Consider the following 26,542-nt stretch of genomic DNA (forward strand, 5'->3'; position numbering starts at 1 on the left):
GGCCATGAAGAACAAGTTCGACAAGGAGCGGCTGCTCCTCGGCGTCGCGGGCCCGGTCATCGCCCTGGTCATCGCCGTCGTCCTCACCTCGGTGGTGCTGCTCGCCTCGGGCAAGTCCCCGATCGAGCCGTACAGCATCATGTTCGAGCAGGCGACGTTCTCGGACGTGCAGGTCCTGATCATCAACCAGGCCGGCATGTACTACCTCGCCGCGCTCGCGGTCGCCATCGGCTTCCGCATGAACCTCTTCAACATCGGTGTGGACGGCCAGTACCGGCTCGCCGCGGTCGTGGCCGCGATCGTCGGCGCGAAGGTGGCGCTGCCGGGCTTCGCGCAGGTCCCGCTGCTGATCCTCGTCGCGATGCTCACCGGCGCCATGTGGGCGGGCATCGCGGGCCTGTTGAAGGTGACGCGCGGCGTCAGCGAGGTCGTCGCGACGATCATGCTGAACTCCATCGCGTCCAGCGTCATCGGCTATCTCTACCTGCCCAGCGTCTTCGGCGTGCAGGTCGGCAACAACAAGACGACCGGCGTGATGCACGAGTCCGGCTGGTTCCCCGGCATCAACATGGGGGACGCGGGCGAGGTCTACGGCTTCGTGGTCATCGCCGCGCTGCTCGGTGTCGCGTACTGGTTCGTCCTGAACCGCACCCGCTTCGGCTTCGACCTGCGCGCGACGGGCGCATCGGAGTCGGCGGCGGCAGCCTCCGGCGTCGACGCCAAGCGCATGGTCCTGACGGCGATGCTGGTGTCCGGCGCGCTGGCCGGCCTCGCGGGCCTGCCCCTGCTCCTCGGCGACACCCACACGTACTCGCTGACCTTCCCGACGACGATCGGCTTCCAGGGCATCACGATCGCGCTGCTGGGTCGTAACTCGCCGGTGGGGATCGCGTTCGCGGCCTTGTTGATCTCCTGGCTGGAGAAGGCCTCGCAAGAACTCGACCTGCAGGGCTACGACAAGGAGATCGCGGTGATCATGCAGGGCATCATCACGATCGCCGTGGTGGTCTCCTACGAGGCCGTACGCGTCTGGGGCCAGCGGCGCCAGCAGCGCAGGGTCGGCATCGAACTCGCCGTGGCCGCGGCCCCGGGCAACAACAACGACACGGAGAAGGAGGTGGCTGCCCGATGAGCACGGTCCTCGTCGACAAGAAGGCCGCGTCGCAGCCCGCACCGGGCGGCCGCCGCAAGCTCTCACTGCCGGTCCTGATGATCGGGGTGGCGGGTGTCCTGATCCTGACCTCCCTGGTCCGCCTGATCACGGGCGCCGACGGCATCACCAACGTCAGCCAGATGGCCACGGCCCTCCAACTCGCCGTCCCCATCGGCCTCGCGGGCCTCGGCGGCCTGTGGTCCGAGCGCGCGGGCGTGGTCAACATCGGCCTCGAAGGCATGCTGATCCTGGGCACCTGGTTCGGCGCCTGGGCGGGCTACCAGTGGGGCCCGTGGGTCGGCGTGTGCGTCGGCATCATCGGCGGCGCGCTCGGCGGCCTGCTGCACGCGGCCGTCACGGTCACCTTCAACGTCAACCACATCGTGTCCGGTGTGGCCATCAACATCCTCGCGCTCGGCGTGACGCGCTACCTCTCCAACTTCACGTTCGAGGGCGTCGAGGGCGGTACGACCAAGCAGTCCCCGCCGGTCGACTCGCTCGGCACGTTCAGCGTCCCAGGGCTGTCCGACTGGCTGACGACCCTGAACGAGAAGCACTGGTTCCTGATCTCGGACATCGCGGGCCTGCTCGGCGGCCTGGTCACCGACCTGTCGCCGCTGACGATCATCGCGGTCGCCCTGATCCCGTTCACGTGGTGGGCGCTGTGGCGCACGTCGTTCGGCCTGCGCCTGCGCTCCTGCGGCGAGAACCCGGTCGCGGCCGAGTCCCTCGGCGTCAACGTGATCAAGTACAAGTACCTGGCGGTCATCATCTCGGGCGGCCTCGCGGGCCTCGGCGGCGCGTTCCTGTCGATCGTCGCGAACCCCTTCTACTTGGAGGGCCAGACGGCCGGTAAGGGTTACATCGGCCTCGCCGCGATGATCTTCGGAAACTGGATGCCGGGCGGACTCGCCCTCGGCGCGGGCCTGTTCGGCTACACGGACAGCCTCCGGCTGCGCGGCGGCACGGAGAACGTGCACGCGCTGCTGCTGCTCGTGGCGATGCTCCTGGTCATCGCCGCGATCTGGACGCTGGTCAAGAAGAGGTACGTCGCCGGTGTCATCTGCGCCGTGGCGGCCGCCGGTGCGGCAACCTGGTACGCGACCACCGACGATGTCCCGCAGCAGCTCGTGACCGCTGTCCCGTACATCGCCACGCTGCTGGTCCTCTCCTTCTCGGCCCAGCGGCTGCGGATGCCGAGGGCGAACGGCCAGCCGTACCGGAAGGGCCAGGGCGCGTGAGTGCTGACTGGGAGGACCTGAGACAGGCGGCGCGCGAGGCGATGTCCCGGGCCTACGCCCCGTACTCCGGCTTCCCGGTCGGCGCGGCCGCCCTCGTCGACGACGGCCGCACCGTCACCGGCTGCAACGTCGAGAACGCCAGTTACGGCCTCGGCCTGTGCGCGGAGTGCGGCCTGGTCTCGCACCTCGTGGCGACGGGCGGCGGCCGACTCACCCACTTCACGTGCGTGGACGGCAAGGGCGAACTGCTGATGCCGTGCGGCCGCTGCCGCCAGCTGCTGTACGAGTTCGGGGGCCGGGAGCTGCTGATGGAGACGGGGGCGGGGGTGCGGACGCTGGGGGAGATGCTGCCGGAGGCGTTCGGCCCGGAGCACCTGAGCTGACGGGGTGGGCCGGGGCCCGCGCGGATGTCCATCTGGATCTGGATGTCACACGCGCGGGCCCGTCGGTGTCTTCATGTCGAACGGCCGGGAGGAGCCCGGCCGGAGACGCTTCGAAGGATGGACACCATGGCACTCCGTATCGCGAAGGCGGAACTTCCCGACGAGCTCAAGCAGGGCATGATCGACCAGCTCGGCGCGGTGATGGAGCCCGCCGAAGTGCTCTGGCACAACCCGAAGGTCGCGCAGGACGGCCTCGGCCTCGGCCGCCAGGTCGCCCAGTGGGACGCGGCCGACGAGAGCCTCAAGTCGTTCGCGCACATGGCGGTCGCGGCGCAGGTCGGCTGCAGCTGGTGCCTCGACGTGGGCTACTTCCAGGCGCAGAACGAGAAGCTGGACCTGAAGAAGGCGAGCCAGGTCCCGCGCTGGCGCGAGTCCGAAGTCTTCACACCGCTGGAGCGGGACGTGATGGAGTACGCGGAGGCCATGACGAACACCCCGCCGACCGTCACCGACGAGCTGTACGCGGGCCTGCTCGACCGGATGGGCCCGGCGGCGATGGTCGAACTCACCACGTACATCGCCTTCGTGAACTTCTCGACGCGCGGCAACACGGCGCACGGCATCAGCTCGCAGGGCTTCTCGGAGGCCTGCGAAATCCCCCTGGAGGCCCGCGCGTAATGGCCGAGTCGTCGTCGGACCCCTTCGTCACCCACCGCAGCCTGCTCTTCACGGTCGCCTACGAGATGCTCGGCTCGGCGGCCGACGCGGAGGACGTGCTGCAGGAGTCCTGGCTGCGGTGGGCCGAAGCGGACCGGACCGAGGTGCGCGACCCGCGCGCGTACCTCGTCCGGATCGTCACCCGCCAGTCCCTCAACCGCCTACGGACGCTGTCACGCCGCCGCGAGGACTACGTCGGCCAATGGCTCCCGGAACCCCTCCTGACCAGCCCCGACGTCGCGGACGACGTCGAACTCGCGGAGAGCGTGTCCATCGCCCTCCTCACGGTCCTGGAGACCCTCGGCCCGACGGAACGGGCGGTCTTCGTCCTCCGCGAGGTCTTCGACGTCCCGTACGGGGAGATCGCCGAGGCCGTCGGCAAATCCCCGGCCGCCGTGCGCCAGATCGCACGCCGGGCCCGCGACCACGTGGCGGCGCGCCAGCCACGCATAAAGGTGGCGCGCACGGAGCAACAGGCGGTGGTGGAACGCTTCTTGGAGGCCCTGCGCACGGGAAACCTGCAAGGCCTGATGGACGTCATGGCCCCGGACGTGGTGATGATCGCCGACGGCGGCGGTCGCGTGGCCGCGGCGCTCGCTCCGCTGATCGGCGTCGACGTGGTGGCCAAGCTCCTGGCATCGGCCCAGGCCAAGGTGACGGAACTGACGGCGGCCCCGGCCTGGTTCAACGCCGCCCCCTCGGCCCGCATCGAATTCGACGGAGCCCCGGCGGCGGTGAGCGTCGTGGTGAAGGACGCCCGGATCACGCACATCTACGTGGTCCGCAACCCGGCCAAGCTGACGAGAATCGACGAGGAGGCGAACTTGTCCCGGTAGGCACCATCAAGCCTCGGCGCTGGGTGGGCATTTTCAGCCCCTGCGGCGATTGAGCAGCGGGGTCCGGGGCGGAGCCCCGTGTCCGTAACGCCGGTGCGGCAAAATCAGCCCCGGCGCCGGATGAGCACTTCAAGCCCCGCCGGCGATTGAGGCGCGGGGTCCGGGGCAGAGCCCCGCGACCGGAGGAACGGCCCACCGCATCAGGACTCCCGCCCCCGCCTCCGCACCATCTCCGCAATCCACACCGGCGCATACGGCGACGTACACCCCGCCGACGTCGGATAGTCCTTGAGCACACCGAGCCGCTCACCGATCGCAACCGCCCGCGCCCGGTACTCGGGATGCACGATCCCGATCTGCGCAAGACACGTGTTCATCGCCCACTGAAGCCGATCCGGCGCACCCCGCATCTCCGCCTCGACGACGTCGAGCAACCCCGCCAGATCAAGCCCCTCCGGCTTCTTCACCACACGGTCCGCCGTAAGCGCCCACCCCGCGCCCGCGACCACGGGGTCCTTGTCGCCGAGCCAGACCACCCGCAGCGCCTCGGCATGCGGGCTCTTCTTCACCACGTAATTGACCAGCCAGTCCTGCACCTTCGGCGCACGCGCGTCCCGCATCATCGCGTCCAGCTCGCTCTCCTCGAACGCCTTCGGCCGGCAGACGAGGAGCGCGAGGAGCCGCGCCGCCGTGTCGCCCGTCGCCCAGAGCCCGACCGCGAGCTCCTGCTGGGTCTTGAGGCGCTTGGCGATCGCCCGCAGCTTGCTCAGATTCACGCCGTGGTCGTCACCGTGCCGCTCGTTGACGGCCTGCACCTTCGGGTCCTCGAGCCCCGCCAACTCGTCGAGAAGCTCACGCACTGTCTTCACGGTCGTCGCCGACCCGGTCTCGGGCACCACGGTCTCCTGTCCGTCACGGGTGGGGTTCCACGGTACGGGGACCGACGTCCGCCGGGCACTTCACGAGAGACGTCTATGCGCGTAGAGTCGCCGCCGTGCCGTGGAGCGTGACGGGGCCCGTCACGCTGTGCTGAACCGTTGGAGGATTTGCCATGGACGTCATCTCCGTCATCCGTACGAAGCGAGACCGCGGGCGGCTCTCGGACGCGCAGATCGACTGGGTCGTCGACGCGTACACCCGGGGCGACGTCGCCGACGAGCAGATGTCGGCCCTCGCCATGGCGATCTTCCTGAACGGGATGGACCGCGCGGAGATCGCCCGGTGGACCGCCGCGATGATCAACTCCGGGGAGCGGATGGACTTCTCGGTGCTGCCGAGGCCCGCCGCCGACAAGCACTCCACGGGTGGCGTCGGGGACAAGATCACGCTGCCGCTCGCCCCCCTCGTCGCGGCCTGCGGCGCGGCCGTGCCGCAGCTGTCGGGGCGCGGCCTCGGCCACACCGGCGGCACGCTCGACAAGCTGGAGGCGATCCCCGGCTGGCGCGCGAACATCACCAACGACGAGATGATGCGCACCCTGGAGGACGTCGGCGCGGTCGTCTGCGCGCCGGGCAGCGGCCTCGCCCCCGCGGACAAGAAGCTCTACGCACTCCGCGACGTCACGGCCACCGTCGAGTGCATCCCGCTCATCGCGTCCTCGATCATGTCGAAGAAGATCGCGGAGGGCACGGGCTCCCTGGTCCTGGACGTGAAGGTGGGCTCCGGGGCCTTTATGAAGGAGATCGACGCAGCCCGCGAACTCGCCCGCACCATGGTCGGGTTGGGCACGGACCACGGACTGCCGACCGTCGCGCTCGTCACCGACATGAACACCCCGCTCGGCCTGACCGCGGGCAACGCGCTCGAAGTCCGGGAATCCGTCGAGGTGTTGGCGGGCGGCGGCCCCGACGACGTCGTCGAGCTGACCCTCGCCCTCGCCCGCGAGATGCTCGACGCGGCGGGCCTGAAGGACGCCGATCCGGCAAAGGCGCTCGCCGACGGCCGCGCGATGGACGCGTGGCGGCGGATGATCGCGGCGCAGGGCGGCGACCCGGACGCGGCACTGCCGACGGCCCGCGAGACGCACGTGGTGACGGCGGGGGAGTCCGGCGTGCTCACCCGGCTCGACGCGATGGGCGTGGGCCTCGCCGCCTGGCGCCTCGGCGCGGGGCGCTCCCGCAAGGAGGACCCGGTGCAGGCGGCGGCAGGCGTGGAACTGCACGCCAAGCCCGGCGACGCGGTCTTCGCCGGCCAGATCCTCATGACCCTGCACACGGACACTCCCGAACGCATCCCGTACGCGGTCGAAGCGTTGGAGGGCGCCTACGACATCGCGCCCGCCGGTACGGAGTTCACGACACGGCCGATCGTCCTGGAACGGATCGGCTGACAGCCCCCCTTGGGGTGGCCGACCCGGACGCCGGACCGGACCTGACGTAGGACCGGACCCGACGCCGCACCGGTCACCCCAGCAACGCCGCCACGACCACCAGCGCCGGCACCGACACCATCGTCGACAACAGGATCGACTCCCGCGCCAAGCGCTCACCCACCCGGTAACGGCTCGAGTACGTGAAGATGTTCTGCGCCGCCGGAAGCGCCGACGTCACCACGACGTCGAGGAGCCGCGCCCCGTGCAGGCCGAACACGAAGGACGCCAGCGCCCACGCCACCACCGGCTGGCCCACCGCCTTCAGCGCCGTCGACAGCAGCACCGGCACCCGGTCCGCGCTCCGGCCGCCCGGCCAGGAACTCCCGCACAGTGATATGCCGAACGCGATCAGGATCCCCGGCACCGACATGTTCGCGATGAGTTCCAGCGGGTCGAAGATCGGGGAGGGGACCGTGATCCCCGTGGCCGACACCAGCACGCCCGAGAGCGAACCGATCGCGACCGGGTTCCGGAACGGCGTGAGCAGCCGCTGGCCCCACGTCAGCCGCGCCGTACCGGACGACGCCTCCGACAGGTCGAGCACCGTCAGCGCGATCGGCGTCACGACGAGCTGCTGGAAGAGGAGGACCGGGGCGACGAGCGAGGCGTCACCGAGGACGTACACAGCGATCGGGATGCCCAGGTTCCCGGAGTTCACCAACGACGAGCACAGCGCGCCGATCGTGGTGCGGCCCGTCCCCCAGCCGCGCAGGACGCCCACCGTGATGAAGATCCCGGCCGCCGCCGCCGTGGAGAGCGCCGTGACCAGCAGGCTCGGCGACAGGATCACCGCCAGGTCGGCCTTGGCCAGCATGGTGAACAGGAGCGCGGGCGACGCCACATGGAACGCCAGCTTGTTGAGGACCTCCCGGCCATTGGCACCCAGATAGCCGCGCCGTCCGATGACGTAGCCGACCGCGATGACGATCGCGATGACCGCGAAACCGTTGAGTACCCCCTGCACACGTCAAGACTCCGTCGGATACGGATCGCCGGTCAACGTTGATCCACTATCCGAATCAACGTGATCCAGCCCACGTGCCCTTCTGCGCACAGGACCGATGAATTCCGCACCGCCGCGCGGTCATTCGTACGTGGCTGCTTCCTCGCTCTTTCCCGAGTCCTCGCCCGTCGTGATGCTCGCCGGGCCGATCCGCTCCGGTGACGCACCCCGGCTGTGCGAGCGCCTCCATGCCGCCCGTGCCGGAGCGCCGGGTGACGCGCCGACCGTCGTCTGCGACGTCTCCGGTGTGACCACCGCCGACCTCACGACCCTCGACGCGCTCGCCCGGATGCAGCTCGCCGCCCGCCGCGCCGGGTCACGGATGCTGCTCCGCGACCCGCCCGCGGGCCTCGCCGTGCTCCTCGAACTCGCCGGGATGGCCGAGGCGCTGGGAGCGCAGGCCGGCGAAGGGTCAGGCGTCGAGATGGTCCGGGACGCCGAACAACGGGAACCAGCGCTGCGTGTCCAGGAAGCAGTGGTACCCCGAGATCCGCCCCGCTGAGAACTCGATGACCTGGATCGCCCAGGGCGCGAAGCCCCCCTTGTCCGGATCCGGCTTGTAGTGGGCGAACGCCGGCGTCCCGTTCGACACCACCGGCAGCAGGCGCGAACCCGCGCAGGACGCGCCGATCGTGGTCATGAAGCCCGTGATGTCCTCGGGGCCGCGCAGCCACAGGTCGAACGGCGGCATCGTCATGATGGCGTCCTCGGCGAGCAGCGCGGTGAGCGCCTTCATGTCGTAGCCCTCGAACGCCGCGATGTAGCGCTCCAGGAGCTTCTGCTGCTCCTCGTCGAGCGGATCGGACGTCGCGGAGTCCGCCGGCGGGGCGTCCGCCAGCGTCGCCCGCGCCCGCTGCAGCGCGCTGTTCACCGACGCCACCGACGTGTCGAGCAGGGTCGCGACCTCCTGCGCCTTCCACGCCAGGACCTCGCGCAGGATCAGCACCGCCCGCTGCTTCGGCGGCAGCTGCTGCAACGCGGCGACGAACGCGAGCCGCACCGACTCCCGCGCCACGGCCGCCTCCGCCGGATCGTGCACCGTCGGCAGCACGCGGGCGTCCGGAATGGGCTCGAGCCACACATTGTCGGGGCGGGGATTGAGCGCGACCTGGGCGAGCGGCGCCGCCGCCGTCAGGTCCATCGGGCGCGCCCGCTTGTTCCCCGCGTTCAGCGAGTCCAGGCACACGTTCGTCGCGATGCGGTAGAGCCAGGAGCGCAGGCTCGAGCGGCCCTCGAACTTGTCGAAGCTGCGCCAGGCCCGCACCATCGTGTCCTGCACGGCGTCCTCGGCCTCGAACGCCGAGCCCAGCATCCGATAGCAGTACCCGGTCAGCTCGACCCGGTGTTTCTCCAGGTCTTCGAGCCCGGCCTGTGTCGCGGTGTCACTCATGTCCAACGCCCCCATCGCCGCTGTGAGTTCCAGCACGACGAAAGCTACCGCAGCCCACTGACAACGGCCCCCCGACCGGGAAAAAGCCCAGGTCAAGAGGCCGTTATTGGAACGCCGGAGGCAGTTGTTCAGGTCGCCGCGCGTGTGCGGGCAGCCACGGCAGGTGTCAGTGCGCCACGGCAGGTGTCACTGCGCCGCGATCGCGCCGCCACCCGTCCGGTGCCGCGCGGACCGGGCCGCGTACGTGCCCCACACCGTGATCGCCACGACCCCGAGCACCGCGAGGAAGCCGAGGCCCACGGTTCCCGACCAGCCCGCCGCGTGGAAGGCGACGGCGCCGACGGCCGAGCCGACGCTGGACCCGACGTAGTACATGGTCTGGTAGAGCGCGGAGGCCTGCGCCCGCCCGTGCGTCGCGGTGTGGCTGACGGACGACGAGGCCGTCGCGTGGCCCGCGAAGAAGCCCGCCGTGATCAGCACGAGCCCGAGCAGCACGAGGACGATGTTCGGCACGAGGGCCAGCAGCAGCCCCGCCATCGTCGTGCCCGCCGCCAGGTACAGCGTGCCGCGCCGGCCGAGCCGCGTGACGAGCCGCCCCGCCGCGGCCGAGGAGGCGGTCCCCACCAGATAGACGATGAAGATGGACCCGACCACACCCTGCGGAAGGGAGAACGGAGCCGCCGACAGCCGGTAGCCGATCACCGTGTAGACCCCGCCGAACACCATCATGAACAGCGCGCCGATCAGGTACAGGCGGCGCAGCAGCGGGTTCGCGAGGTGGCTGCCGACCGTGGCGGCAAGGGCGCGCGGGCGCAGTGAGCCCGGCGTGAAGTGGCGCGGCGCCGGCAGCAGCATCCGGAACGCGACGGCGCACGCCACCGCGATCACACCGATCACCCCGACGGCCACCCGCCAGCCCCAGGCCTGCGCGATCCAGCCGCCGATGATCCGGCCGCTCATGCCACCGATGGAGTTGCCTGCGACGAACAGTCCGATGGCCGCGACCAGCGCCTTCGGCCGTACCTCCTCCGCGAGATACGCCATCGCGGACGCGGGCAGCCCCGCGAGGGCTGCGCCCTGCAGCGCGCGCAACGTGATCAGCGCGCCGAGCGAGGGCGCGAAGGGGACCAGGAGCCCCACCGCGACCGCCACCGTCAGCGAGGCGGTCATCACCGTGCGCCGCCCGAACCGCTCGGACAGCGCGCTCAGCGGCAGCACGCACACCGCGAGCGCGAAGGTCGACGCGGACACCGTCCAGGCCGCCGCGCTCGCGCTCGCGCCGTAGCCGTCGGAGATGAGGGGGAGCAGGGCCTGCGTCGAGTAGAGGAGCGCGAAGGTGGCGACTCCGGCGAGGAACAGGGCGAAGCTCATCCGGCGGTAGCCGGGGCCGCCGGGCGTCAACCGGGTGTCGGTGTTCGCGGCGTCGTCGTCAAGAGGAGCGGGGGCGGCAGAGGTGGCGACCGCGTCGGTGGAGACGGCCGCCGGGCTACTGGCAGGTGACATGCCCTGAACGTAGGCTCACCTGCGTTCATGCGTCCAATGCATGAAGAGGCCATAATCGTTCCCATGCAGCATGAGCAGAGGTCGGGGCCGCGCTTGTCCGGGATGAGTGACACGGAAGACATCGTGACGCTCCTCGCCCCGCGCCTCGCCCACTTCGCCGGGGCCGCCCGCACCGAGCACGTCACGCGCGCGGCGCAGGAGATGAACGTGCCGCAGTCCACGCTCTCCCGCGCCCTGGTCCGCCTCGAACGGGACCTGGGCGTCGAACTGTTCGCCCGCCACGGCCGCACGGTGTCGCTCACGCCCGCAGGACGCACCTTCCTCGGCTCGGTGGAGCGCGCGCTCGGCGAGATCGAGAAGGCGGTCGAGTCGGTGCGCGCCGACGCCGACCCCGAGTCCGGCAAGGTCGCCTTCGGCTTCCTGCACACCATGGGTACGGAGACGGTGCCGGGCCTGATCCGCGCCTTCCGCGCCGAGCATCCCCGCATCCGCTTCAGCCTCGTGCAGAACTACGGAGAGGCGATGCTGGAGCGGCTGCGCGCGGGCGAGCTCGACCTGTGCCTCACCTCGCCCGTCCCGGACGCGCCGGGCCTGGTCGCGCGCCGCCTCGACGAGCAGCGCCTGCGCCTCGTCGTCCCGGACCACCACCGCCTCGCCTCCCGCAAGCGCATCCGCCTTCAGGAGGCCGCGGAGGAAACCTTCGTCACCCTCGAACCGGGCTACGGGCTGCGCCGCATCTGCGACGACCTGTGCGCCGAGGCCGGGTTCACGCCGCGGATCGCGTTCGAGGGCGAGGAGGCGGAGACGCTGCGCGGCTTCGTCGCGGCGGGGCTCGGGGTCGCGCTCCTGCCGCCACCGACCGTGCCGCGCCCGGGAGTTGTGGAGCTGGCGGTCACCGGGCAGCGGGCCGTACGGGAGATCGGCGTCGCGTGGCTGGACGGCCACCCGGACACCCCTCCCGTAGCGGCCTTCAAGCGATTCCTGCTGTCCCGTAGGGGCAAGCTCCTCCCGGAGCACACATCAAGCCCTGCCGACGACTGAGCATTTCCAGCCCCGCCGGCGATTGAGGCGCGGGGTCCGGGGCAGAGCCCCGCAACCCCGGCCCGGGCCCACACTCAGAGCGTTCGCCCGAACCCCGCCGCCAACGGCATCCGCAACCCCAACGGCGGCGGCGCCGCGAACGCGTCCTGGAGCGGACGCGAGAACGGCGTCCCGAACAGCGTGCCCAGCACGAAGTCGACCGCCAGGGAGGCGACTTCGAAGCGGTGCTGCGCCAGGTTGTGCCCGTCCGAGTGCACCTCGAACCGGCACACGTCGCGGTTCGCCTTCTTCGCGCGGCCCGCGAGCCGGAAGGACAACTCCGGGTCCGTGCGCCGGTCGTCGGTGCCGTGCACGATGAGGACCCGGCGGCCCGCGAGCTGCTTGACCGGTTCGAGCGGCGCCGCCACATCGTCCTCCGGCAGCCAAGGGGCGAGCGCCAGCACGGAGTTGACCGCTTCGTGGCCGCCCGCGTGCAGCGCCGCGCGGCCGCCCATGTCGAGGCCTGCGAGGCAGATCGGTACGTCCCCGTAGCGGCGCACGACCTCGTCGGCGGCCCACCGGGCGTCGCGCGCGAGTTCGGCCTGCGTCTCGTTCCAGCCGCGGCACCGGTACTGCACGACATGCGTGACCAGGCCCGCGTCCCGCCCCGCGCGCGTGAGGCGGCGGGCGAGCGGGCGCAGCGCCGCCCGGTCCATCGTCGAGGGTCTGCGGGTCGACGTCTCCTCGCCCGCGGGGAGCAGCAGCACCACACCGCCCACCGCTCCCGGCACCGGCCCGGCCGCCCTGGCAAGCCGCGCCTCGCGGCCCTGCGTCGCTCGCTGCTGCATGACAGCACAGTGTCAGAAGCCCGCCGCCCGACGCCGCTCGACGGGTCACTGTTGCGTATCGACGGATCATGCCGGCGTTCTTGGTGACCGATCGCAACGAACGGACAACGAACCGCAGCGATCTACGCGCGTAGGAGTTAGAGTGCGGAAATGACGAGCCCGATCACCGCGAACCCCAACAGCCCCCGGGTGCCGACCGCCGAGCAGATCCGTCGCGCGCCCAAGGTGCTCCTGCACGACCACCTCGACGGCGGCCTGAGGCCCGGCACGATCGTCGACCTGGCGCGCGAGCAGGGGTACGAGAACCTGCCGGAGGCCGACCCCGACAAGCTCGGCGTCTGGTTCCGTGAAGCGGCCGACTCCGGTTCCCTGGAGCGGTACTTGGAGACGTTCAGCCACACCTGCGCCGTCATGCAGACGCGCGAGGCGCTGTTCCGGGTCGCTGCCGAGTGCGCCGAGGACCTCGCCGAGGACGGCGTCGTCTACGCCGAGATCCGCTACGCCCCCGAGCAGCACCTGGAACAGGGGCTCACCCTCGAAGAGGTCGTCGAGGCGGTCAACGAGGGCTTCAGAGAGGGCGAGCGGCGCGCGAAGGAGAACGGCCACCGCATCCGCGTGGGCGCGCTCCTCACCGCCATGCGGCACGCGGCCCGCGCGCTGGAGATCGCCGAACTGGCCAACCGCTACCGCGACTTGGGTGTCGTCGGCTTCGACATCGCGGGCGCGGAGGCCGGCTTCCCGCCCACCCGCCACCTCGACGCCTTCGAGTACCTCAAGCGGGAGAACAACCACTTCACGATCCACGCGGGCGAGGCCTTCGGGCTGCCGTCCATCTGGCAGGCCCTCCAGTGGTGCGGCGCGGACCGGCTCGGGCACGGTGTCCGCATCATCGACGACATCAAGGTGGAGGACGACGGCAGCGTACAGCTGGGCCGCCTCGCCTCGTACGTGCGCGACAAGCGGATCCCGCTGGAGCTGTGCCCGTCGTCGAACCTGCAGACCGGTGCCGCGAGTTCCTACGGGGAGCACCCCATCGGGCTGCTGCGAAAGCTGCACTTCAGGGCGACGGTCAACACGGACAACCGGCTCATGTCCGGTACGTCGATGAGTCGCGAGTTCGAGCACCTGGTCGACGCATTCGACTACACGCTCGACGACATGCAGTGGTTTTCCGTCAATGCGATGAAGTCAGCATTCATTCCTTTCGATGAACGACTGGCGATGATCAATGACGTGATCAAGCCCGGATATGCCGAGTTGAAATCCGAATGGCTGTTCCGTCAGACCGCTTCCACCAGCGGTTCTGTCGTCGAGTAGGGCCTTTTCGGGGGACGTTGGCGCGGTCGGGAACAGTTGTTCGCGGCCGCGTTTCCCGGCGGTTCGCTGTTTGCGGGCGCAGCGAAGGAATGTTTACGGTCGTGGACCGCTCATTCCCCCGTCATCGTCAAGAGGACGCATTTCACAATGAAGCATTCTGCTGCCAAGACCCTCGGTGTCGCCGCTCTCGGAGCCGCTTTCGCCGCCGCCGGTGCCGGTGCCGCGAACGCTGCCCCGGCCGTCCCCGACGCGGCCGACACCGTCGGATCCGTGACCTCCGCCCTCCCGCTGCAGGACGTGGCGTCGACGCTGCCCGCCGGCGCCGAGTCCCTGGCCGCCGGTCAGGGTGCGGTGGCCAACGGCCTGAGCACGGCCACGCCCGTCGTGGACCAGGCCGCGAAGGGCGCCCTGCCGGTCGACGGCGACCCGGTCTCCGGGCTGCTCGGCGGCCTGCCGGTCGGCGGCCTCAGCTGACCCGACCCACCGAACGAGCCGAAGGGGCGCACCCGCGATCACGCGGGCGCGCCCCTTCGGCGTGGGTGCGAACGGACGTCACCAGGCCTGGCGGACCTTGTTCTCACTCGGGAACATGATCCACAGCGCGATGTAGAGCAGGAACTGCGGGCCCGGCAGCAGGCACGAGACCAGGAAGATCACGCGCATCGTGGCCGCGGAGGTGCCGAAGCGCCGTGCCAGCGCTGCGCACACTCCGCCGATCATCCGTCCGTTGGTGGGGCGGGCAAGGGCGGTCATGGTTGGGCTCCTTCGCGAACCGTATGTCTTCGATGTGTGGTGCTTACGTCTTCGAATGTACGGCGACGGAGGGGCTTAAACGTCAGCTCACGGGGCTATGCCGACCCTGGAAATCGTCGGGGTCGGACCCTGAGCCGGCTCCTGCGGGGGGAGGGGATCGAGCTCGACCCTGCGGCGGAGCCGGGAGCGCAGGGTGGGCACCAGAAGGAGATGGGCGAGCGCGACGCCCACCGTGTTCAGGAGCAGCGAGTCGATGTCCACGACCTGGCCCGGCACACCGGTCTGTAGCAGTTCGATGCCGAGCGAGATCAGTGCGGCCATCGCGACCGTGCGCACAAGCGAACCCCACAGCGAAACGTAAAGCCGGCCGCCCGCGACGGGCAGGAGCACGCCGAGCGGGGCGAGCAGCACCAGGCCCTCGCCGAGCCGCACCGCCGCCTCACGCCAGCCGAGCGCGAGGTCGGAGCGGATGCCGGCCAAGGGGTGCAGGTTCGCCGCGCTGACCCAGGGCACGTCCAGGGGGCGCAGCGTGAACCAGGCAACGAATAGGAGATGCGCGGCGAGTAGGGCGATCCCTGCCGCACGGAAACGGACGGCGGCCCTTTGGCCGCCCGAGCGATGGCGCTGCACGCACCCCTAGACGCCGGGCGCGGGAGGATCGGTTCCGCCGAGGTCGGGCCTTCGTCAGTTCAGAGTTCTCGTCGGGGCCGGGATCAGGCCCGGGCGGGCCTTCAGCGCCTCCGAGCAGGTGTATTCGCGGGGCGCGGCGTCGTCCGGGCCGCCGAGGACCACGTGCTCGTCGTCCTCCGCCGTGACCTCGCTGTTCGCGAACGTGCAGATGACCTGGGCCAGGGCGTAGGGGGACAGATCGGCCGGAGGCGCGTTCAGGCGCAGGGCGTCCGCGGGGTCGCCCTCGCGCGGGCCCGAGACCTTGAGGACGGAGCGGACGTCCGTCGTGTAGCCGGCCGTCTTCTCCTCGCTGGAGGGAGTCGCCGCCAGCTGCGCCAGGAGCTCCCGGGCCACCATGACCCGGTCGGACGACTGGCCGCGCTCCAGCGTGATGGTCCGGTCGACCGTGACCAGCTGCGACGTACAGACCAGATAGACCTGCACCGGGAACTCGCCGCCCGCCTGCGCCTCCACCTTGTCCGAGCCCGACAGGGAGCAGCCCACGCGCGTGGGCGCGGCGCCGAAGTCGGTCGGCACCTCCGTGGGACGGATCCCGCACCCGGTGAGCAGGAGCGAGGCGAGGCCGACGAGGACCCATGGGCGTACCCGTCGCGTCACGTCGCGGCACCGCCTTCCCGCGCTTCCCTGGCGTCCTCCTCCGAGGCGGACGCCAGGGACTCCGCGTCCCGCGGCAGGTGCAGCGTGAACACGGCTCCCCCTTCGGGGGAGTTGGCGGCACTGATCCGGCCGCCGTGGATACGCGCGTTCTCCATGGCGATGGACAGGCCGAGGCCGCTGCCCTCCGAGCGGGGCCGCGAGGCGCTCGCCTTGAAGAAGCGGTCGAAGACGTGCGGCAGGACGTCATCGGGGATGCCCGGACCGTGGTCGCGTACGGAGATGACGACCTCCGAGCCCTCGCCGTGGCGTCCGTGCGACTCCACCCGCACCGAGACGCGCACGGGGGACCCGCCGTGCTTGAGCGCGTTGCCGATCAGGTTCGCGAGGATCACGTCGAGTCGGCGCGGGTCGAGGCGGGCCGAGATGCCGCGCTCGGCGTCGAGTTCGACGGCGTCCAGCCAGGCGCGGGCGTCGATGCAGGCGGTGATCTGGTCGGCGAGTTCCACGTCGTCGAGGACGAGCTTGGCGCTGCCCGCGTCGAAGCGGGTGACCTCCATCAGGTTCTCGACCAGGTCGTTCAGGCGCCGGGTCTCGCTGACCACGAGACGCACGGCCGGTTCGATCATGGGGTCGACCGAGCCGGTCTCGGCGTCGAGCTCCTCCTCCAGGACCTCCGTCACCGCGGTGATCGCGGTCAGCGGCGTGCGCAGCTCGTGCGACATGTCGGCGACGAAGCGGCGCGAGGACTCGTCGCGGGAGCTCATGTCCGCGACCTTCTTCTCCAGGTTCTCCGCCGTCTTGTTGAACGTACGGGAGAGCTCCGCGAGTTCGTCCGTGCCGGAGACGCGCAGCCGGGTGTCGAGCTTGCCCTCGCCGAGCCGGCGCGCGGCGACCCCCAGGCGGTGCACGGGCTTCAGCACCGTCGTCGCGGCCGCCTGCGCGAGCAGTGCGGAGCCGACGAGGGCGAGCGCGGTGGCGATGCCGAGGGACCAGGCGAGCGAACCCATGTCCTTCGCCTCAGGCTCCAGGGACTTGAGCATGTAGCCCGTCGGCCCGTCGTCCACGGTGGCGCCGCCGACCAGGTACGGGGTGTCGTCCTGCGTGATCCGCTGCCAGTACAGGTGGTACGCGTGCTTGTCGCCGCCGTCGATCGGCTGCTTCTTGGTGACCGCGTCCCGCAGCGACTTCGGCACGTCGGCGACGGTGAAGGCGTCCAGGTCGGAATTGCCCACGACCCGGCGGCCGTCCTCGTCCTTCGCCATGAGCATCACGCTGAAGTGCTGGCTGCTGCCCGCCATCAGGTTCGCCGCGTGCTGCAACTCGCCCTGCGTGGGCTGCTTGGGCAGCGCCGCCGCCCGGTTCTGCATCTCCTGCTTGAAGTCGCTGAGCGCGGAGTCCTGCGTGCGCGTGAGCACGGCCTCACGATTGAGCCAGTACGCGATCCCCGACGCGGACACCGCGGCCGTGAGCGCCACGAGCGCGAACACGACGACCAGGCGCAGCCGCAGGCTGGTGAAGCGCAGGCCGGCGAGGAGAGTCTTCTTGGCCGCCGCAGCGCCCCGGAGCTTGTCGTGCGGTTTCGTCACTGAGGCGTGTCCAGCCGGTAGCCCACCCCGCGCACCGTACGGATCAGGGTCGGCGACGACGGCACGTCCTCGACCTTCGCGCGCAGCCGCTGCACACACGCGTCGACGAGCCGCGAGTCACCGAGGTAGTCGTGCTCCCACACCAGGCGCAGCAACTGCTGCCGGGACAGCGCCTGTCCGGGCCGCCGGCTCAGCTCGAGCAGCAAGCGCAGCTCGGTGGGCGTCAGTTGCAGGTCCTCGCCGTTCTTCGTCACCGTCATCGCGGCACGGTCGATCACCAACGAGCCGAACGTCGCGGCATCGTTGGCCTCCCGCTCGCCGCGCCGCAGCACCGCGCGGATCCGCGCGTCGAGCACGCGCCCCTGCACCGGCTTCACGACATAGTCGTCGGCACCGGACTCCAGGCCCACCACGACGTCGATGTCGTCGCTGCGCGCGGTCAGCAGGATGATCGGCAGTTGGTCGGTGCGCCGGATGCGCCGGCACACCTCGAAACCGTCGATGCCGGGCAGCATCACATCGAGGACGATCAGATCGGGCCGCTGCTCGCGCAGCAGCTTCAGACCGTCCTCTCCGGTGGCAGCGGTGGCGACCCGGTGGCCCTGGCGCGTAAGTGACAGCTCCAGGGCCGTACGGATGGCGTCGTCGTCCTCGATCAGCAACAGGGAAGGCACAAGCGCCATTCTGGCCCATCAGGGGCCTTCAGTTCGACCGAGTGTGCCCTTCAGGTGCGGGGAAGAGGCCCGGGAGAGCCCCGGCGGAGTCCCGGCGGGGCCGGTTCCTCCACGCCTGCTCCCTATTACGGGAGCCGCTGTGACAGGCCTGTGACAGTCGACGGACACCGTCATGAAGTCGACCCGGCAAGCTTTTGGTCATCGCGAAGAACGATCGCGACGACGACGCAGAAGTATTCGGTACTCCACGACGGGGGGCGCGAGATGAACACGCTGCACAGCACCACCTCAAGCGCGGTTGTCACGCGTCTGCACGACATGGGCCGAGTGGTTTCCGAGCGTCACGAGAAGTCCGGTGCCGTGAGCGGGCGGGGGTGCGCTCGCGGCGCCGGGCGTCAGCACACCGGGATCATGACGGTGGTTGACACGCGGGAAACAGTGACCGAGGGGGGTCACGGGGGAGCCGCGTACAGGGAGGACTCGGGGGAGCAGCGCAGGACGTCCTTGTCGGAGGCCGAGTTCACGGCCTACGTCCAGGATCGCCGCGCCTCCCTGTACGCAACCGCCTACCACCTGACCGGTGACCGTTTCGAGGCCGAGGACCTGCTGCAGAGCGCCCTGTTCTCGACGTACCGGGCCTGGGACCGCATCAGCGACAAGGCGGCGGTCGGGGGCTACCTCCGCCGCACCATGACGAACCTGCACATCAGCGCGTGGCGCCGCCGCAAGCTGAACGAGTACCCGACCGAGGAGCTGCCGGAGACGGCCGGCGACACGGACGCGATGCGCGGCACCGAGCTGCGCGCGGTCCTGTGGCAGGCGCTGGCCCGGCTGCCCGAACTCCAGCGCACCATGCTGGTCCTTCGTTACTACGAGGGCCGCACGGACCCGGAGATCGCGGACATCCTCGACATCAGCGTGGGCACGGTGAAGTCCAGCATCTGGCGCTCGCTGCGGCGACTGCGCGAGGACGAGGTGCTGAGCTTCGGCCGTGACCAGGAGGAGTCCTTCGGCGAGCTCGTCGCCTGAAGGCCGGGGGAACGGGGCCCTGTTCGGGGGAGCGGGGTTCCGGTACGGGGGAGCAGTAGGGGGGAGTGGGCGGGACCGGAAGGCCGGGGGGTCTTTCCGGTCCCGTTCCGCATTTTCAGCCCCTGCGGCGTTTGAGCAGCGGGGTCCGGGGCGGAGCCCCGAGTCGTAGGCCCGGCGCGGGCCAAGAATCCCCGTTACGCGGCGCGCGCCTTCACGCAGCGCCCCGCCGCGGCCGCCGCCACGCGCCCCAACGCCTCCTCCTTGCCACAGGCATGCGCGCCGAGCGCCACCTGCCGAGCCACGATGGACCGCTCCGTCCGCATCAGGCGCCAACCGCGCCGCAGCAGGAACGGCACCGACTTGCGCCCCTCCTTGAGGTCACGCAGCAGCCGGCGACGGAACGTCGTCGACGGACGCCCGCGCAGGCACAGCGCGTCGGCGAGCACCCCCACCTCCCGGCAGCGCTCCACGATGTCCGCCGCGAAGATGCCCTCGGCGATGAACAGCGGCGTGCGCTCGATGTCCAGCGTCTCCTCGCCCACACGCGAGCTGGAGGAGATGTCGTAGACGGGAACGCTCGTCCGACCCTTCGCACAGAGCGCCACGATCGCGGCGACCGCGACCTCGGCGTCCCACGAAAGCGGAGAGTCCCAGTCGATGTCCGAAGTGCCCGGCACCAGCGGCAGCGTGGGGTCCCCGGCCTCCTTGTAGAAGTCGTCGAGGCACAGGACGGGCAGCCCGGAGCGGGCCGCGAAGGAGGACTTGCCGGAGCCCGAGGGGCCGGAGAGCAGGACGACCCGTGTCGGTATCGGAGGATGCGAACTCACGAGACACCAGTGTGAGGCATGACGACCGCGCCGCCTCCCCGCGTGGTGCCGTTGTGGCACGCACCACGCCAACTACCCTGTGTATCTACATGATTACACAGGCGAAAGGTTTCGGGCGGAACACCATGGCACGACACGCAGAACAGACATCCTCGTCCTCCGTGCGGCGCACCCTGATGCGCGTAGGACTCACCGTGACCGCGGCCGGTGCGGTCGTCGCGGGCGGCGGCGTCGCCTCGGCGAGCGCGGCGCCGATCCCGCTGCCGCAGTCGGCGACCGGCGACTCCAACGTCGACGCGGCGGCCGACGGCGTCTCGACGGCGCTCAACTCGGCCACGGCGAACGGGCTCGGCACGCTGAAGAAGCTGCCGCTGGACCCGCTGGCCGGGACGGGAGTCGACCCGCTGGACAACTCGGTCGGCACGCAGGTCGCGGACTTCGTGCCGGTCAGCACGGCGGCAGTCACCGGGCCTGTGGCTTCCGGTGCGTCGCTGGAGGAGCTGCCCGTGGTGGGTCCCGTGACGGGTGTGCTGCCAGGCTGAGTCCTACGTCGCGGGGCTCTGCCCCGGACCCCGCGGGCTCTCGTCCAAAAGCGGGGCTTGATGTGCCGGACCGGCTTGAAAGGCCCGGCTCCTCGTGGAGTGGAGGAGCCGGGCCTTTCGCGTTGGTGCTCAGTACGCGGAGCCGGACGCGCCCAACGAACCCGTCGGGTGCCAGACCGTCTTGGTTTCCAGGAAGTGCGTCAGGCGGTCCGTGCCCGGGTCCGCCGTGAAGTCCTCCACAGGCTGTGGACGACGTACGCGCTTCAGATTGTCGGCGGCCGCGATCTCGAGCTGCTTCGCCAACTCGGGGTCGGCGCCCGTCAGATCGATCCCGTTCACGTCCTGGTGCGCGGCGAGCGAAGGCGCGATCTCCGACGCCTTGCCGGACAGGATGTTGACGACGCCGCCCGGCACGTCCGAGGTCGCGAGCACCTCGCCGAGGGAGAGCGCCGGGAGCGGGGACTTCTCGCTCGTGATCACGACGACCGTGCTGCCGGTCGCGATGACCGGGGCGATCACCGAGATCAGGCCGAGGAAGGACGAGTCCTGGGGTGCCAGGGCCGCCACGACGCCGGTCGGTTCGGGCGTGGAGAGGTTGAAGAACGGGCCCGCGACGGGGTTCGCCCCGCCGACGACCTGGCCGATCTTGTCGGTCCAGCCCGCGTACCAGACCCAGCGGTCGATCGCGGCGTCGACCACGGCCGTGGCCTTGGACTTGCCGATGCCCTCCGCCTCGGAGACCTCGCGCACGAACTGCTCGCGGCGGCCCTCCAGCATCTCGGCGACGCGGTACAGGACCTGACCGCGGTTGTACGCCGTCGCGCCCTGCCAGCCGCCGAACGCCTTGCGGGCGGCGACCACGGCGTCACGGGCGTCCTTGCGGGAGGAGAGCGGCGCGTTGGCCAGCCACTCGCCGCTCTTGCCATCGGTCACTTCGTACACCCGGCCGCTCTCGGAACGCGGGAACTTCCCGCCGACGTACAGCTTGTAGGTCTTGAAGACGCTCAGACGGTTGGGCTCAGACATCGAGGTAGGCCTCCAGACCGTGACGGCCACCCTCGCGGCCGAAGCCCGACTCCTTGTAGCCGCCGAAGGGCGAGGTCGGGTCGAACTTGTTGAACGTGTTGGCCCAGACGACCCCGGCGCGGAGCTTGTTCGCGACCGCGAGGATGCGCGAGCCCTTCTCCGTCCAGATGCCGGCCGAGAGCCCGTACTGCGAGTTGTTGGCCTTGGCGACGGCCTCGTCCGGCGTGCGGAAGCTGAGCACGGACAGGACCGGGCCGAAGATCTCGTCGCGGGCGATGGTGTGCGCCTGCGTGACGTTCGTGAAGAGCGTCGGCGCGAACCAGTAGCCGGAGGACGGGAGTTCGCAGGGTGCCGACCAGCGCTCGGCGCCCTCGGCCTCGCCCTGCTCGGTGAGCGCGGTGATGCGCGCGAGCTGCTCGGCCGAGTTGATCGCGCCGATGTCCGTGTTCTTGTCGAGCGGGTCGCCGAGGCGCAGCGTCGACAGGCGGCGCTTCAGCGAGTCGAGCAGTTCGTCCTGGATCGACTCCTGGACGAGGAGGCGGCTGCCCGCGCAGCAGACCTGGCCCTGGTTGAAGAAGATGCCCGTGACGATGCCCTCGACGGCCTGGTCGATGGGGGCGTCGTCGAAGACGATGTTCGCGCCCTTGCCGCCGAGTTCGAGCGTCACCTTCTTGTCCGTACCGGCGACGGTGCGGGCGATCTCCTTGCCGACGGCCGTGGAGCCGGTGAAGGCCACCTTGTTCACGTCGGGGTGGGCGACGAGCGCCGCGCCCGAATCGCCGTACCCCGGAAGGATGTTGACGACGCCCTTCGGCAGGCCCGCCTGGCGGCAGATGTCCGCGAAGAAGAGAGCGGAGAGCGGGGTCGTCTCGGCGGGCTTCAGGACGACGGTGTTGCCCGTCGCGAGCGCCGGGGCGATCTTCCACGCCAGCATCAGAAGCGGGAAGTTCCAGGGGATGACCTGGCCCGCGACGCCGAGCGCCTTCGGGTTCGGCCCGAATCCCGCGTGGTCGAGCTTGTCCGCCCAGCCCGCGTAGTAGAAGAAGTGCGCGGCGACCAGGGGGAGGTCCGCGTCGCGCGTCTCCTTGATGGGCTTGCCGTTGTCGAGCGTTTCGAGGACGGCCAGCTCGCGGCTGCGTTCCTGGATGATGCGCGCGATACGGAAGAGGTACTTGCCGCGCTCCGCGCCGGGCAGCGCCGACCACTTCTCGAAGGCCTTGCGGGCCGCCTTCACGGCGCGCTCGACGTCGGCCTCACCGGCCTGCGCGACCTCGGAGAGAACCTCCTCGGTGGCGGGGGAGACGGTCTTGAAGACCTTGCCGTCGGCGGCGTCGGTGAACTCGCCGTCGATGAACAGGCCGTAGGAGGGTGCGATGTCGACGACCGAGCGGGACTCGGGCGCCGGAGCGTACTCAAATGCAGATGCCATGGGTGATCAGTCCACCGTCACGTAGTCGGGACCGGAGTAGCGTCCTGTGGCCAGCTTCTGACGCTGCATCAGCAGGTCGTTCAGGAGGCTGGAGGCGCCGAAGCGGAACCAGTGGTTGTCGAGCCAGTCCTCGCCCGCGGTCTCGTTCACGATGACCAGGAACTTGATGGCGTCCTTGGAGGTGCGGATGCCGCCCGCGGGCTTCACGCCGACCTGTACCCCGGTGGTGGCGCGGAAGTCGCGTACGGCTTCGAGCATGAGGAGGGTGTTGGCGGGGGTGGCGTTGACGCCGACCTTGCCCGTCGACGTCTTGATGAAGTCGGCCCCGGCCAGCATGCCGATCCAGCTCGCGCGCCGGATGTTGTCGTACGTCGAGAGCTCGCCGGTCTCGAAGATGACCTTGAGGCGGGCGGCGCCGGAGGCCTCCTTGACCGCGCGGATCTCCTCGTAGACCTTCATGTAGTTGCCCGCGAGGAAGGCGCCGCGATCGATGACCATGTCGATCTCGTCCGCCCCGGCCGCCACGGCTTCGCGTACGTCCCCGAGCTTCACGTCGAGGGCGGTGCGGCCCGCCGGGAAGGCGGTGGCCACGGAGGCGACCTTGACGTCCGTACCGGCGACGGCGGCCTTCGCGGTGGCCACCATGTCCGGGTAGACGCAGACCGCCGCGGTGCGGGGGGTCGTGCGGTCGGTGGGGTCCGGGTTGACCGCCTTCGCGCCGAGGGCCCGGACCTTGCCCGGGGTGTCGGAGCCTTCGAGGGTCGTCAGGTCGATCATCGAGATGGCCAGGTCGATGGCGTACGCCTTCGCCGTGGTCTTGATGGAACGGGTCCCGAGCGAAGCGGCGCGCGCCTCCAGGCCGACCGCGTCGACGCCGGGCAACCCGTGCAGGAAGCGGCGCAGCGTGCTGTCGGACGCGGTGGCGTCGCTGAGAGCGGGTGCGGGTGCAGAACTGGGCATGGTCACGAGGGGAGCATATCTACGCGCGTAGCGGCTGTACAGGTCGCGGTGTGGTTGCGGGTGCCGGGGTTACGGTCGCGGGGCTCTGCCCCGGACCCCGCGCCTCAATCGCCGGCGAGGCTTGATTTTGCCCGGCCCCTTGATTTGCGGGCCGCTTGCTTTGCCCAGCTGATGGATGCGGCTATTGACGGGTCGGGCACAATCGAGCCATGACGAGCAGCCAGACCACGCCCCCGCAGGCACGTGACCGGATCTATCGGTCTCCCGCCGGTATCGCCGGTGGTGTCGTGCTGATCCTGATCGGGGCCTGGATGGGCGGCGACGCCGTGGCGTACGGGGACGGGCGGACGCCGTGGACGGTGCTGGCCGGGCTGCTGTTCGTGGTGCCGCTCGTCGTCGCGTTCACCATCAGGCCGGCTGTCTTCGGTAACGAGGAGCGGCTGCGCCTGCGCAACCCGTTCCGTGACGTCTCGCTGCCGTGGTCCGCGGTCTCGGGCTTCAAGTCCGGGTACTCGAACGAGGTCGTCGACGAGGCGGGCACCAAGTACCAGCTCTGGTCCATCCCGGTGTCGCTGCGCGGCCGGCGCAAGGTCCAGCGCCAGCAGATGCGCGCGGCCAAGGGCGGCCGCACGGCCACCGGAGCCAGCGGCCTGCCGGTGACCGAGCAGCGCTCGACCGGCGACCAGGCCATGGACGAACTGCGCGAACTCCACGAGGCGCATGCCGAGGCCGAGACGACGCAGGGCGCCACCAAGGTCCGCTGGGCGTACGAGATCATCGCTCCCGCACTCGTGGGCGCGGTAATCCTGGTGGCACTCCTCGCATTGGGGTAGCGCGAATCAGGCCCCAGGGGCGCGTCATGTGGCGCCGGCGCATGAGGCAGCCAAGCGCATCAACTCGCCGGGCCAGCATTTAAAGCCCCTGCGGCGATTGAGCAGCGGGGTCCGGGGCGGAGCCCCGCGGCCGCAACCCCGGCCTACGCCGAGCTAGATACCCGCCGCCCCCGCAAGGTCCCGCTTGATCGCCGCGAGGCGTTCCGTCGCGGTGACCCGGGCCGCGGGCAACGCGTCCCGACCGCCGACCGCAACCACGACCTCCAGGTAACACTTGAGCTTCGGCTCGGTCCCCGACGGCCGCACCACGACCCGCGCCCCGTCGAGCGTGTACCGCAACCCGTCCGTGGGCGGCAGCCCTCCCGACCCTTCGGCGAGATCGTCCGCGCGGGTCACCGCGAGCCCCGCCAGCTCCACCGGCGGAGTCTCCCGGAGCCGGCGCATCGCGTCCGCGATGACCGACAGGTCCTCCACCCGGACGCTCAACTGGTCCGTGGCGTGCAGCCCGTGCGTGAGCGCCAGGTCGTCGAGCGCGTCCAGGAGCGTACGGCCCTGGGACTTCAGCTTGCTCGCCAGCTCGGTGACGAGCAGCGCGGCCGTGATGCCGTCCTTGTCGCGCACGCCCTCGGGGTCGACGCAGTAGCCGAGCGCCTCCTCGTAGCCGTAGCGCAGGCCCTCGACGCGGGCGATCCACTTGAAGCCGGTCAGCGTCTCCTCGTACGGGAGTCCCGCGGCCTCGGCGATCCGGCCGAGCAGCGAGGACGACACGATCGACTCGGCGAGGACGCCGGTCACGCCCCGCTTCACGAGGTGCGCCGCCAGCAGCGCGCCCACCTCGTCGCCGCGCAGCATCCGCCACTCACCGCCGTCGGGCACGGCCACCGCGCAGCGGTCCGCGTCCGGGTCGTTGGCGATGATCAGGTCCGGGGTCTCGGTCTGCGCGCGGGCCGTCGCGAACGACAGGTCCATCGCCCCCGGCTCCTCCGGGTTCGGGAACGCGACCGTGGGGAAGTCCGGGTCGGGCTCGGCCTGTTCGGGCACGAGCACCGGCTCGGGGAAGCCCGCGCGGGCGAAGGCGGCGAGGAGCGTGTCCTTGCCGACGCCGTGCATCGCCGTGTAGACGGTGCGGGCCGAGCGGGCGGAGCCCGGAGCCAGGACCGCGTCCGTGCGTGCCAGGTAGGCGTTCAGGACGTCGTCGCCCAGCGTCTCCCAACCGCTCTCCGCACGCGGCACGTCGTCCAGCGACGCCACCGCGTCGATCTCGGCCGCGATCTCCGCGTCCGCCGGCGGCACGATCTGCGAGCCGTCGCCGAGGTACACCTTGTAGCCGTTGTCGCGCGGCGGGTTGTGCGAGGCCGTGACCTCGACGCCCGCGACCGCGCCCAGGTGCCGTATGGCGAAGGCGAGCACGGGGGTGGGCAGCGGGCGGGGGAGGACCGCGGCGCGCAGCCCGGCCCCCACCATCACCGCCGCCGTGTCGCGCGCGAAGTCCGCCGACTTGTGCCGCGCGTCGTAGCCGATGACGACCGGACCGTCCGTCTGGCCCTTCGCCTTCAGATACGCCGCCAGGCCCGCGGCCGCGCGGATGACCACCGCGCGGTTCATCCGCATCGGGCCCGCGCCCAGCTCGCCGCGCAGCCCGGCCGTGCCGAACTGCAGCCTTCCGGAGAAGCGCTCGCCGATCGACTCCAGATCTCCGGCCTCGATGAGCTTGGCCAGCTCCTCGCGGGTCTCCGGGTCCGGGTCCTCCGCCAGCCAGGTCTTCGCCCGGTCGAGCAGTTCGCTGCCAGATACGGTCACGGTTCGCATTCCTT

At 70.6% G+C, this 26,542-nt stretch carries 28 protein-coding genes; 13 read left to right on the forward strand and 15 right to left on the reverse strand.

Annotated features, from left to right (window positions below; translation table 11 throughout):
* Window positions 1–4: 4 nt before the first annotated feature.
* The 5 genes from OG746_RS09450 to OG746_RS09470 all read left to right on the forward strand — a co-directional run bounded on the left by OG746_RS09450 (window position 5) and on the right by OG746_RS09470 (window position 4,330).
* A complete protein-coding gene (locus OG746_RS09450; protein WP_266718815.1) occupies window positions 5–1,132 on the forward strand; it encodes an ABC transporter permease in 1,128 nt (375 codons plus the stop codon).
* On the forward strand, window positions 1,129–2,394 hold the full coding sequence (locus OG746_RS09455) for an ABC transporter permease (protein WP_266713378.1): 1,266 nt from the start codon (window positions 1,129–1,131) through the stop codon (window positions 2,392–2,394). Before OG746_RS09450 ends, OG746_RS09455 begins: the two co-directional genes overlap by 4 nt.
* On the forward strand, window positions 2,391–2,777 hold the full coding sequence (locus OG746_RS09460) for a cytidine deaminase (protein ID WP_266713380.1): 387 nt from the start codon (window positions 2,391–2,393) through the stop codon (window positions 2,775–2,777). Before OG746_RS09455 ends, OG746_RS09460 begins: the two co-directional genes overlap by 4 nt.
* A 126-nt stretch (window positions 2,778–2,903) precedes the next feature.
* Window positions 2,904–3,455, forward strand: a complete 552-nt coding sequence (locus OG746_RS09465) for a carboxymuconolactone decarboxylase family protein (protein WP_266713382.1) — start codon at window positions 2,904–2,906, stop codon at window positions 3,453–3,455.
* A complete protein-coding gene (locus OG746_RS09470) occupies window positions 3,455–4,330 on the forward strand; it encodes an RNA polymerase sigma-70 factor (protein WP_266713384.1) in 876 nt (291 codons plus the stop codon). The genes OG746_RS09465 and OG746_RS09470 overlap by 1 nt, the downstream gene beginning before the upstream one ends.
* A gap of 200 nt (window positions 4,331–4,530) precedes the next feature.
* On the opposite strand, the gene OG746_RS09475 is transcribed toward OG746_RS09470, so the two are convergent.
* A complete protein-coding gene (locus tag OG746_RS09475; protein WP_266713386.1) occupies window positions 4,531–5,226 on the reverse strand; it encodes a DNA alkylation repair protein in 696 nt (231 codons plus the stop codon).
* A gap of 155 nt (window positions 5,227–5,381) precedes the next feature.
* On the opposite strand from OG746_RS09475, the gene OG746_RS09480 reads away from it, so the two are divergent.
* The gene (locus tag OG746_RS09480; RefSeq protein ID WP_266713388.1) at window positions 5,382–6,659 is read left to right on the forward strand and encodes a thymidine phosphorylase; all 1,278 of its coding nucleotides are present in this window, start codon (window positions 5,382–5,384) and stop codon (window positions 6,657–6,659) included.
* Window positions 6,660–6,732: 73 nt separating this feature from the next.
* On the opposite strand, the gene OG746_RS09485 is transcribed toward OG746_RS09480, so the two are convergent.
* A complete protein-coding gene (locus OG746_RS09485) occupies window positions 6,733–7,665 on the reverse strand; it encodes an AEC family transporter (RefSeq protein ID WP_266713390.1) in 933 nt (310 codons plus the stop codon).
* Between the two features lie 130 nt (window positions 7,666–7,795).
* Here OG746_RS09485 and OG746_RS09490 point away from each other — a divergent pair, with 130 nt between their 5' ends.
* Window positions 7,796–8,206, forward strand: a complete 411-nt coding sequence (locus tag OG746_RS09490; protein ID WP_266713392.1) for an STAS domain-containing protein — start codon at window positions 7,796–7,798, stop codon at window positions 8,204–8,206.
* On the opposite strand, the gene OG746_RS09495 is transcribed toward OG746_RS09490, so the two are convergent.
* Together OG746_RS09495 and OG746_RS09500 are read right to left on the reverse strand one after the other, a co-directional pair.
* Complete coding sequence (locus OG746_RS09495) at window positions 8,117–9,094, reverse strand: sigma-70 family RNA polymerase sigma factor (protein ID WP_266713394.1); 978 nt, start codon at window positions 9,092–9,094, stop codon at window positions 8,117–8,119. The genes OG746_RS09490 and OG746_RS09495 overlap by 90 nt on opposite strands.
* A gap of 186 nt (window positions 9,095–9,280) precedes the next feature.
* Complete coding sequence (locus tag OG746_RS09500) at window positions 9,281–10,597, reverse strand: MFS transporter (RefSeq protein WP_266713396.1); 1,317 nt, start codon at window positions 10,595–10,597, stop codon at window positions 9,281–9,283.
* Between the two features lie 63 nt (window positions 10,598–10,660).
* Here OG746_RS09500 and OG746_RS09505 point away from each other — a divergent pair, with 63 nt between their 5' ends.
* Window positions 10,661–11,638, forward strand: a complete 978-nt coding sequence (locus tag OG746_RS09505; RefSeq protein WP_266713398.1) for a LysR family transcriptional regulator — start codon at window positions 10,661–10,663, stop codon at window positions 11,636–11,638.
* 74 nt (window positions 11,639–11,712) lie between these two features.
* Here the strand turns inward: OG746_RS09505 and OG746_RS09510 are convergent, their stop codons facing one another.
* Window positions 11,713–12,465 carry an alpha/beta hydrolase gene (locus OG746_RS09510; protein WP_266713400.1) on the reverse strand — a complete coding sequence of 251 codons (753 nt, stop codon included), beginning with the start codon at window positions 12,463–12,465 and terminating at the stop codon, window positions 11,713–11,715.
* 150 nt (window positions 12,466–12,615) lie between these two features.
* Between OG746_RS09510 and OG746_RS09515 the strand changes: the two genes are divergently transcribed.
* Window positions 12,616–13,782 (forward strand): adenosine deaminase, encoded by a 1,167-nt coding sequence (locus OG746_RS09515; protein WP_266713402.1) that lies wholly within the window; start codon window positions 12,616–12,618, stop codon window positions 13,780–13,782.
* A 147-nt stretch (window positions 13,783–13,929) separates the two neighbouring features.
* Window positions 13,930–14,256, forward strand: coding sequence for an ATP-binding protein (locus OG746_RS09520; protein WP_266713404.1), 327 nt, complete (start codon window positions 13,930–13,932; stop codon window positions 14,254–14,256).
* 78 nt (window positions 14,257–14,334) lie between these two features.
* Here OG746_RS09520 and OG746_RS09525 read toward each other — a convergent pair whose 3' ends face one another.
* The 5 genes from OG746_RS09525 to afsQ1 form a co-directional block, all read right to left on the reverse strand.
* Complete coding sequence (locus OG746_RS09525; protein WP_266713406.1) at window positions 14,335–14,535, reverse strand: PspC domain-containing protein; 201 nt, start codon at window positions 14,533–14,535, stop codon at window positions 14,335–14,337.
* Window positions 14,536–14,622: 87 nt separating this feature from the next.
* Entirely contained in the window at window positions 14,623–15,165 is a 543-nt protein-coding gene (locus OG746_RS09530) for a VanZ family protein (protein ID WP_266713408.1), read from the reverse strand.
* 54 nt (window positions 15,166–15,219) lie between these two features.
* Window positions 15,220–15,822 carry a hypothetical protein gene (locus OG746_RS09535; RefSeq protein ID WP_266713410.1) on the reverse strand — a complete coding sequence of 201 codons (603 nt, stop codon included), beginning with the start codon at window positions 15,820–15,822 and terminating at the stop codon, window positions 15,220–15,222.
* Window positions 15,819–17,408: an ATP-binding protein gene (locus tag OG746_RS09540; RefSeq protein WP_266713412.1), complete on the reverse strand. Its 1,590-nt coding sequence runs from the start codon at window positions 17,406–17,408 to the stop codon at window positions 15,819–15,821. Before OG746_RS09540 ends, OG746_RS09535 begins: the two co-directional genes overlap by 4 nt.
* Window positions 17,405–18,082: a two-component system response regulator AfsQ1 gene (gene afsQ1, locus OG746_RS09545; RefSeq protein WP_013001223.1), complete on the reverse strand. Its 678-nt coding sequence runs from the start codon at window positions 18,080–18,082 to the stop codon at window positions 17,405–17,407. The genes OG746_RS09540 and afsQ1 overlap by 4 nt, the downstream gene beginning before the upstream one ends.
* Before the next feature lie 264 nt (window positions 18,083–18,346).
* On the opposite strand from afsQ1, the gene OG746_RS09550 reads away from it, so the two are divergent.
* The gene (locus tag OG746_RS09550; RefSeq protein WP_266713416.1) at window positions 18,347–19,111 is read left to right on the forward strand and encodes a SigE family RNA polymerase sigma factor; all 765 of its coding nucleotides are present in this window, start codon (window positions 18,347–18,349) and stop codon (window positions 19,109–19,111) included.
* Between the two features lie 194 nt (window positions 19,112–19,305).
* Here OG746_RS09550 and OG746_RS09555 read toward each other — a convergent pair whose 3' ends face one another.
* Complete coding sequence (locus OG746_RS09555; RefSeq protein ID WP_266713418.1) at window positions 19,306–19,938, reverse strand: ATP-binding protein; 633 nt, start codon at window positions 19,936–19,938, stop codon at window positions 19,306–19,308.
* 125 nt (window positions 19,939–20,063) lie between these two features.
* On the opposite strand from OG746_RS09555, the gene OG746_RS09560 reads away from it, so the two are divergent.
* On the forward strand, window positions 20,064–20,480 hold the full coding sequence (locus tag OG746_RS09560; RefSeq protein WP_266713420.1) for a hypothetical protein: 417 nt from the start codon (window positions 20,064–20,066) through the stop codon (window positions 20,478–20,480).
* 129 nt (window positions 20,481–20,609) lie between these two features.
* Here OG746_RS09560 and OG746_RS09565 read toward each other — a convergent pair whose 3' ends face one another.
* Genes OG746_RS09565 through deoC form a run of 3 tightly spaced genes read right to left on the reverse strand, consistent with a single transcriptional unit; the run spans window position 20,610 to window position 23,895 of the window.
* Complete coding sequence (locus tag OG746_RS09565; protein ID WP_266713422.1) at window positions 20,610–21,506, reverse strand: aldehyde dehydrogenase family protein; 897 nt, start codon at window positions 21,504–21,506, stop codon at window positions 20,610–20,612.
* Window positions 21,499–22,935 (reverse strand): aldehyde dehydrogenase family protein, encoded by a 1,437-nt coding sequence (locus OG746_RS09570; protein WP_266713424.1) that lies wholly within the window; start codon window positions 22,933–22,935, stop codon window positions 21,499–21,501. The genes OG746_RS09565 and OG746_RS09570 overlap by 8 nt, the downstream gene beginning before the upstream one ends.
* Window positions 22,936–22,941: 6 nt before the next feature.
* Entirely contained in the window at window positions 22,942–23,895 is a 954-nt protein-coding gene (gene deoC / locus OG746_RS09575) for a deoxyribose-phosphate aldolase (RefSeq protein WP_266713426.1), read from the reverse strand.
* Between the two features lie 209 nt (window positions 23,896–24,104).
* Between deoC and OG746_RS09580 the strand changes: the two genes are divergently transcribed.
* Window positions 24,105–24,728 carry a PH domain-containing protein gene (locus OG746_RS09580; protein WP_266713428.1) on the forward strand — a complete coding sequence of 208 codons (624 nt, stop codon included), beginning with the start codon at window positions 24,105–24,107 and terminating at the stop codon, window positions 24,726–24,728.
* Window positions 24,729–24,881: 153 nt separating this feature from the next.
* Here OG746_RS09580 and OG746_RS09585 read toward each other — a convergent pair whose 3' ends face one another.
* On the reverse strand, window positions 24,882–26,528 hold the full coding sequence (locus OG746_RS09585; RefSeq protein ID WP_266713430.1) for a phospho-sugar mutase: 1,647 nt from the start codon (window positions 26,526–26,528) through the stop codon (window positions 24,882–24,884).
* Between the last annotated feature and the right edge of the window lie 14 nt (window positions 26,529–26,542).

The sequence above is a fragment of the Streptomyces sp. NBC_01016 genome, assembly GCF_026341035.1.
Classification (GTDB): domain Bacteria; phylum Actinomycetota; class Actinomycetes; order Streptomycetales; family Streptomycetaceae; genus Streptomyces.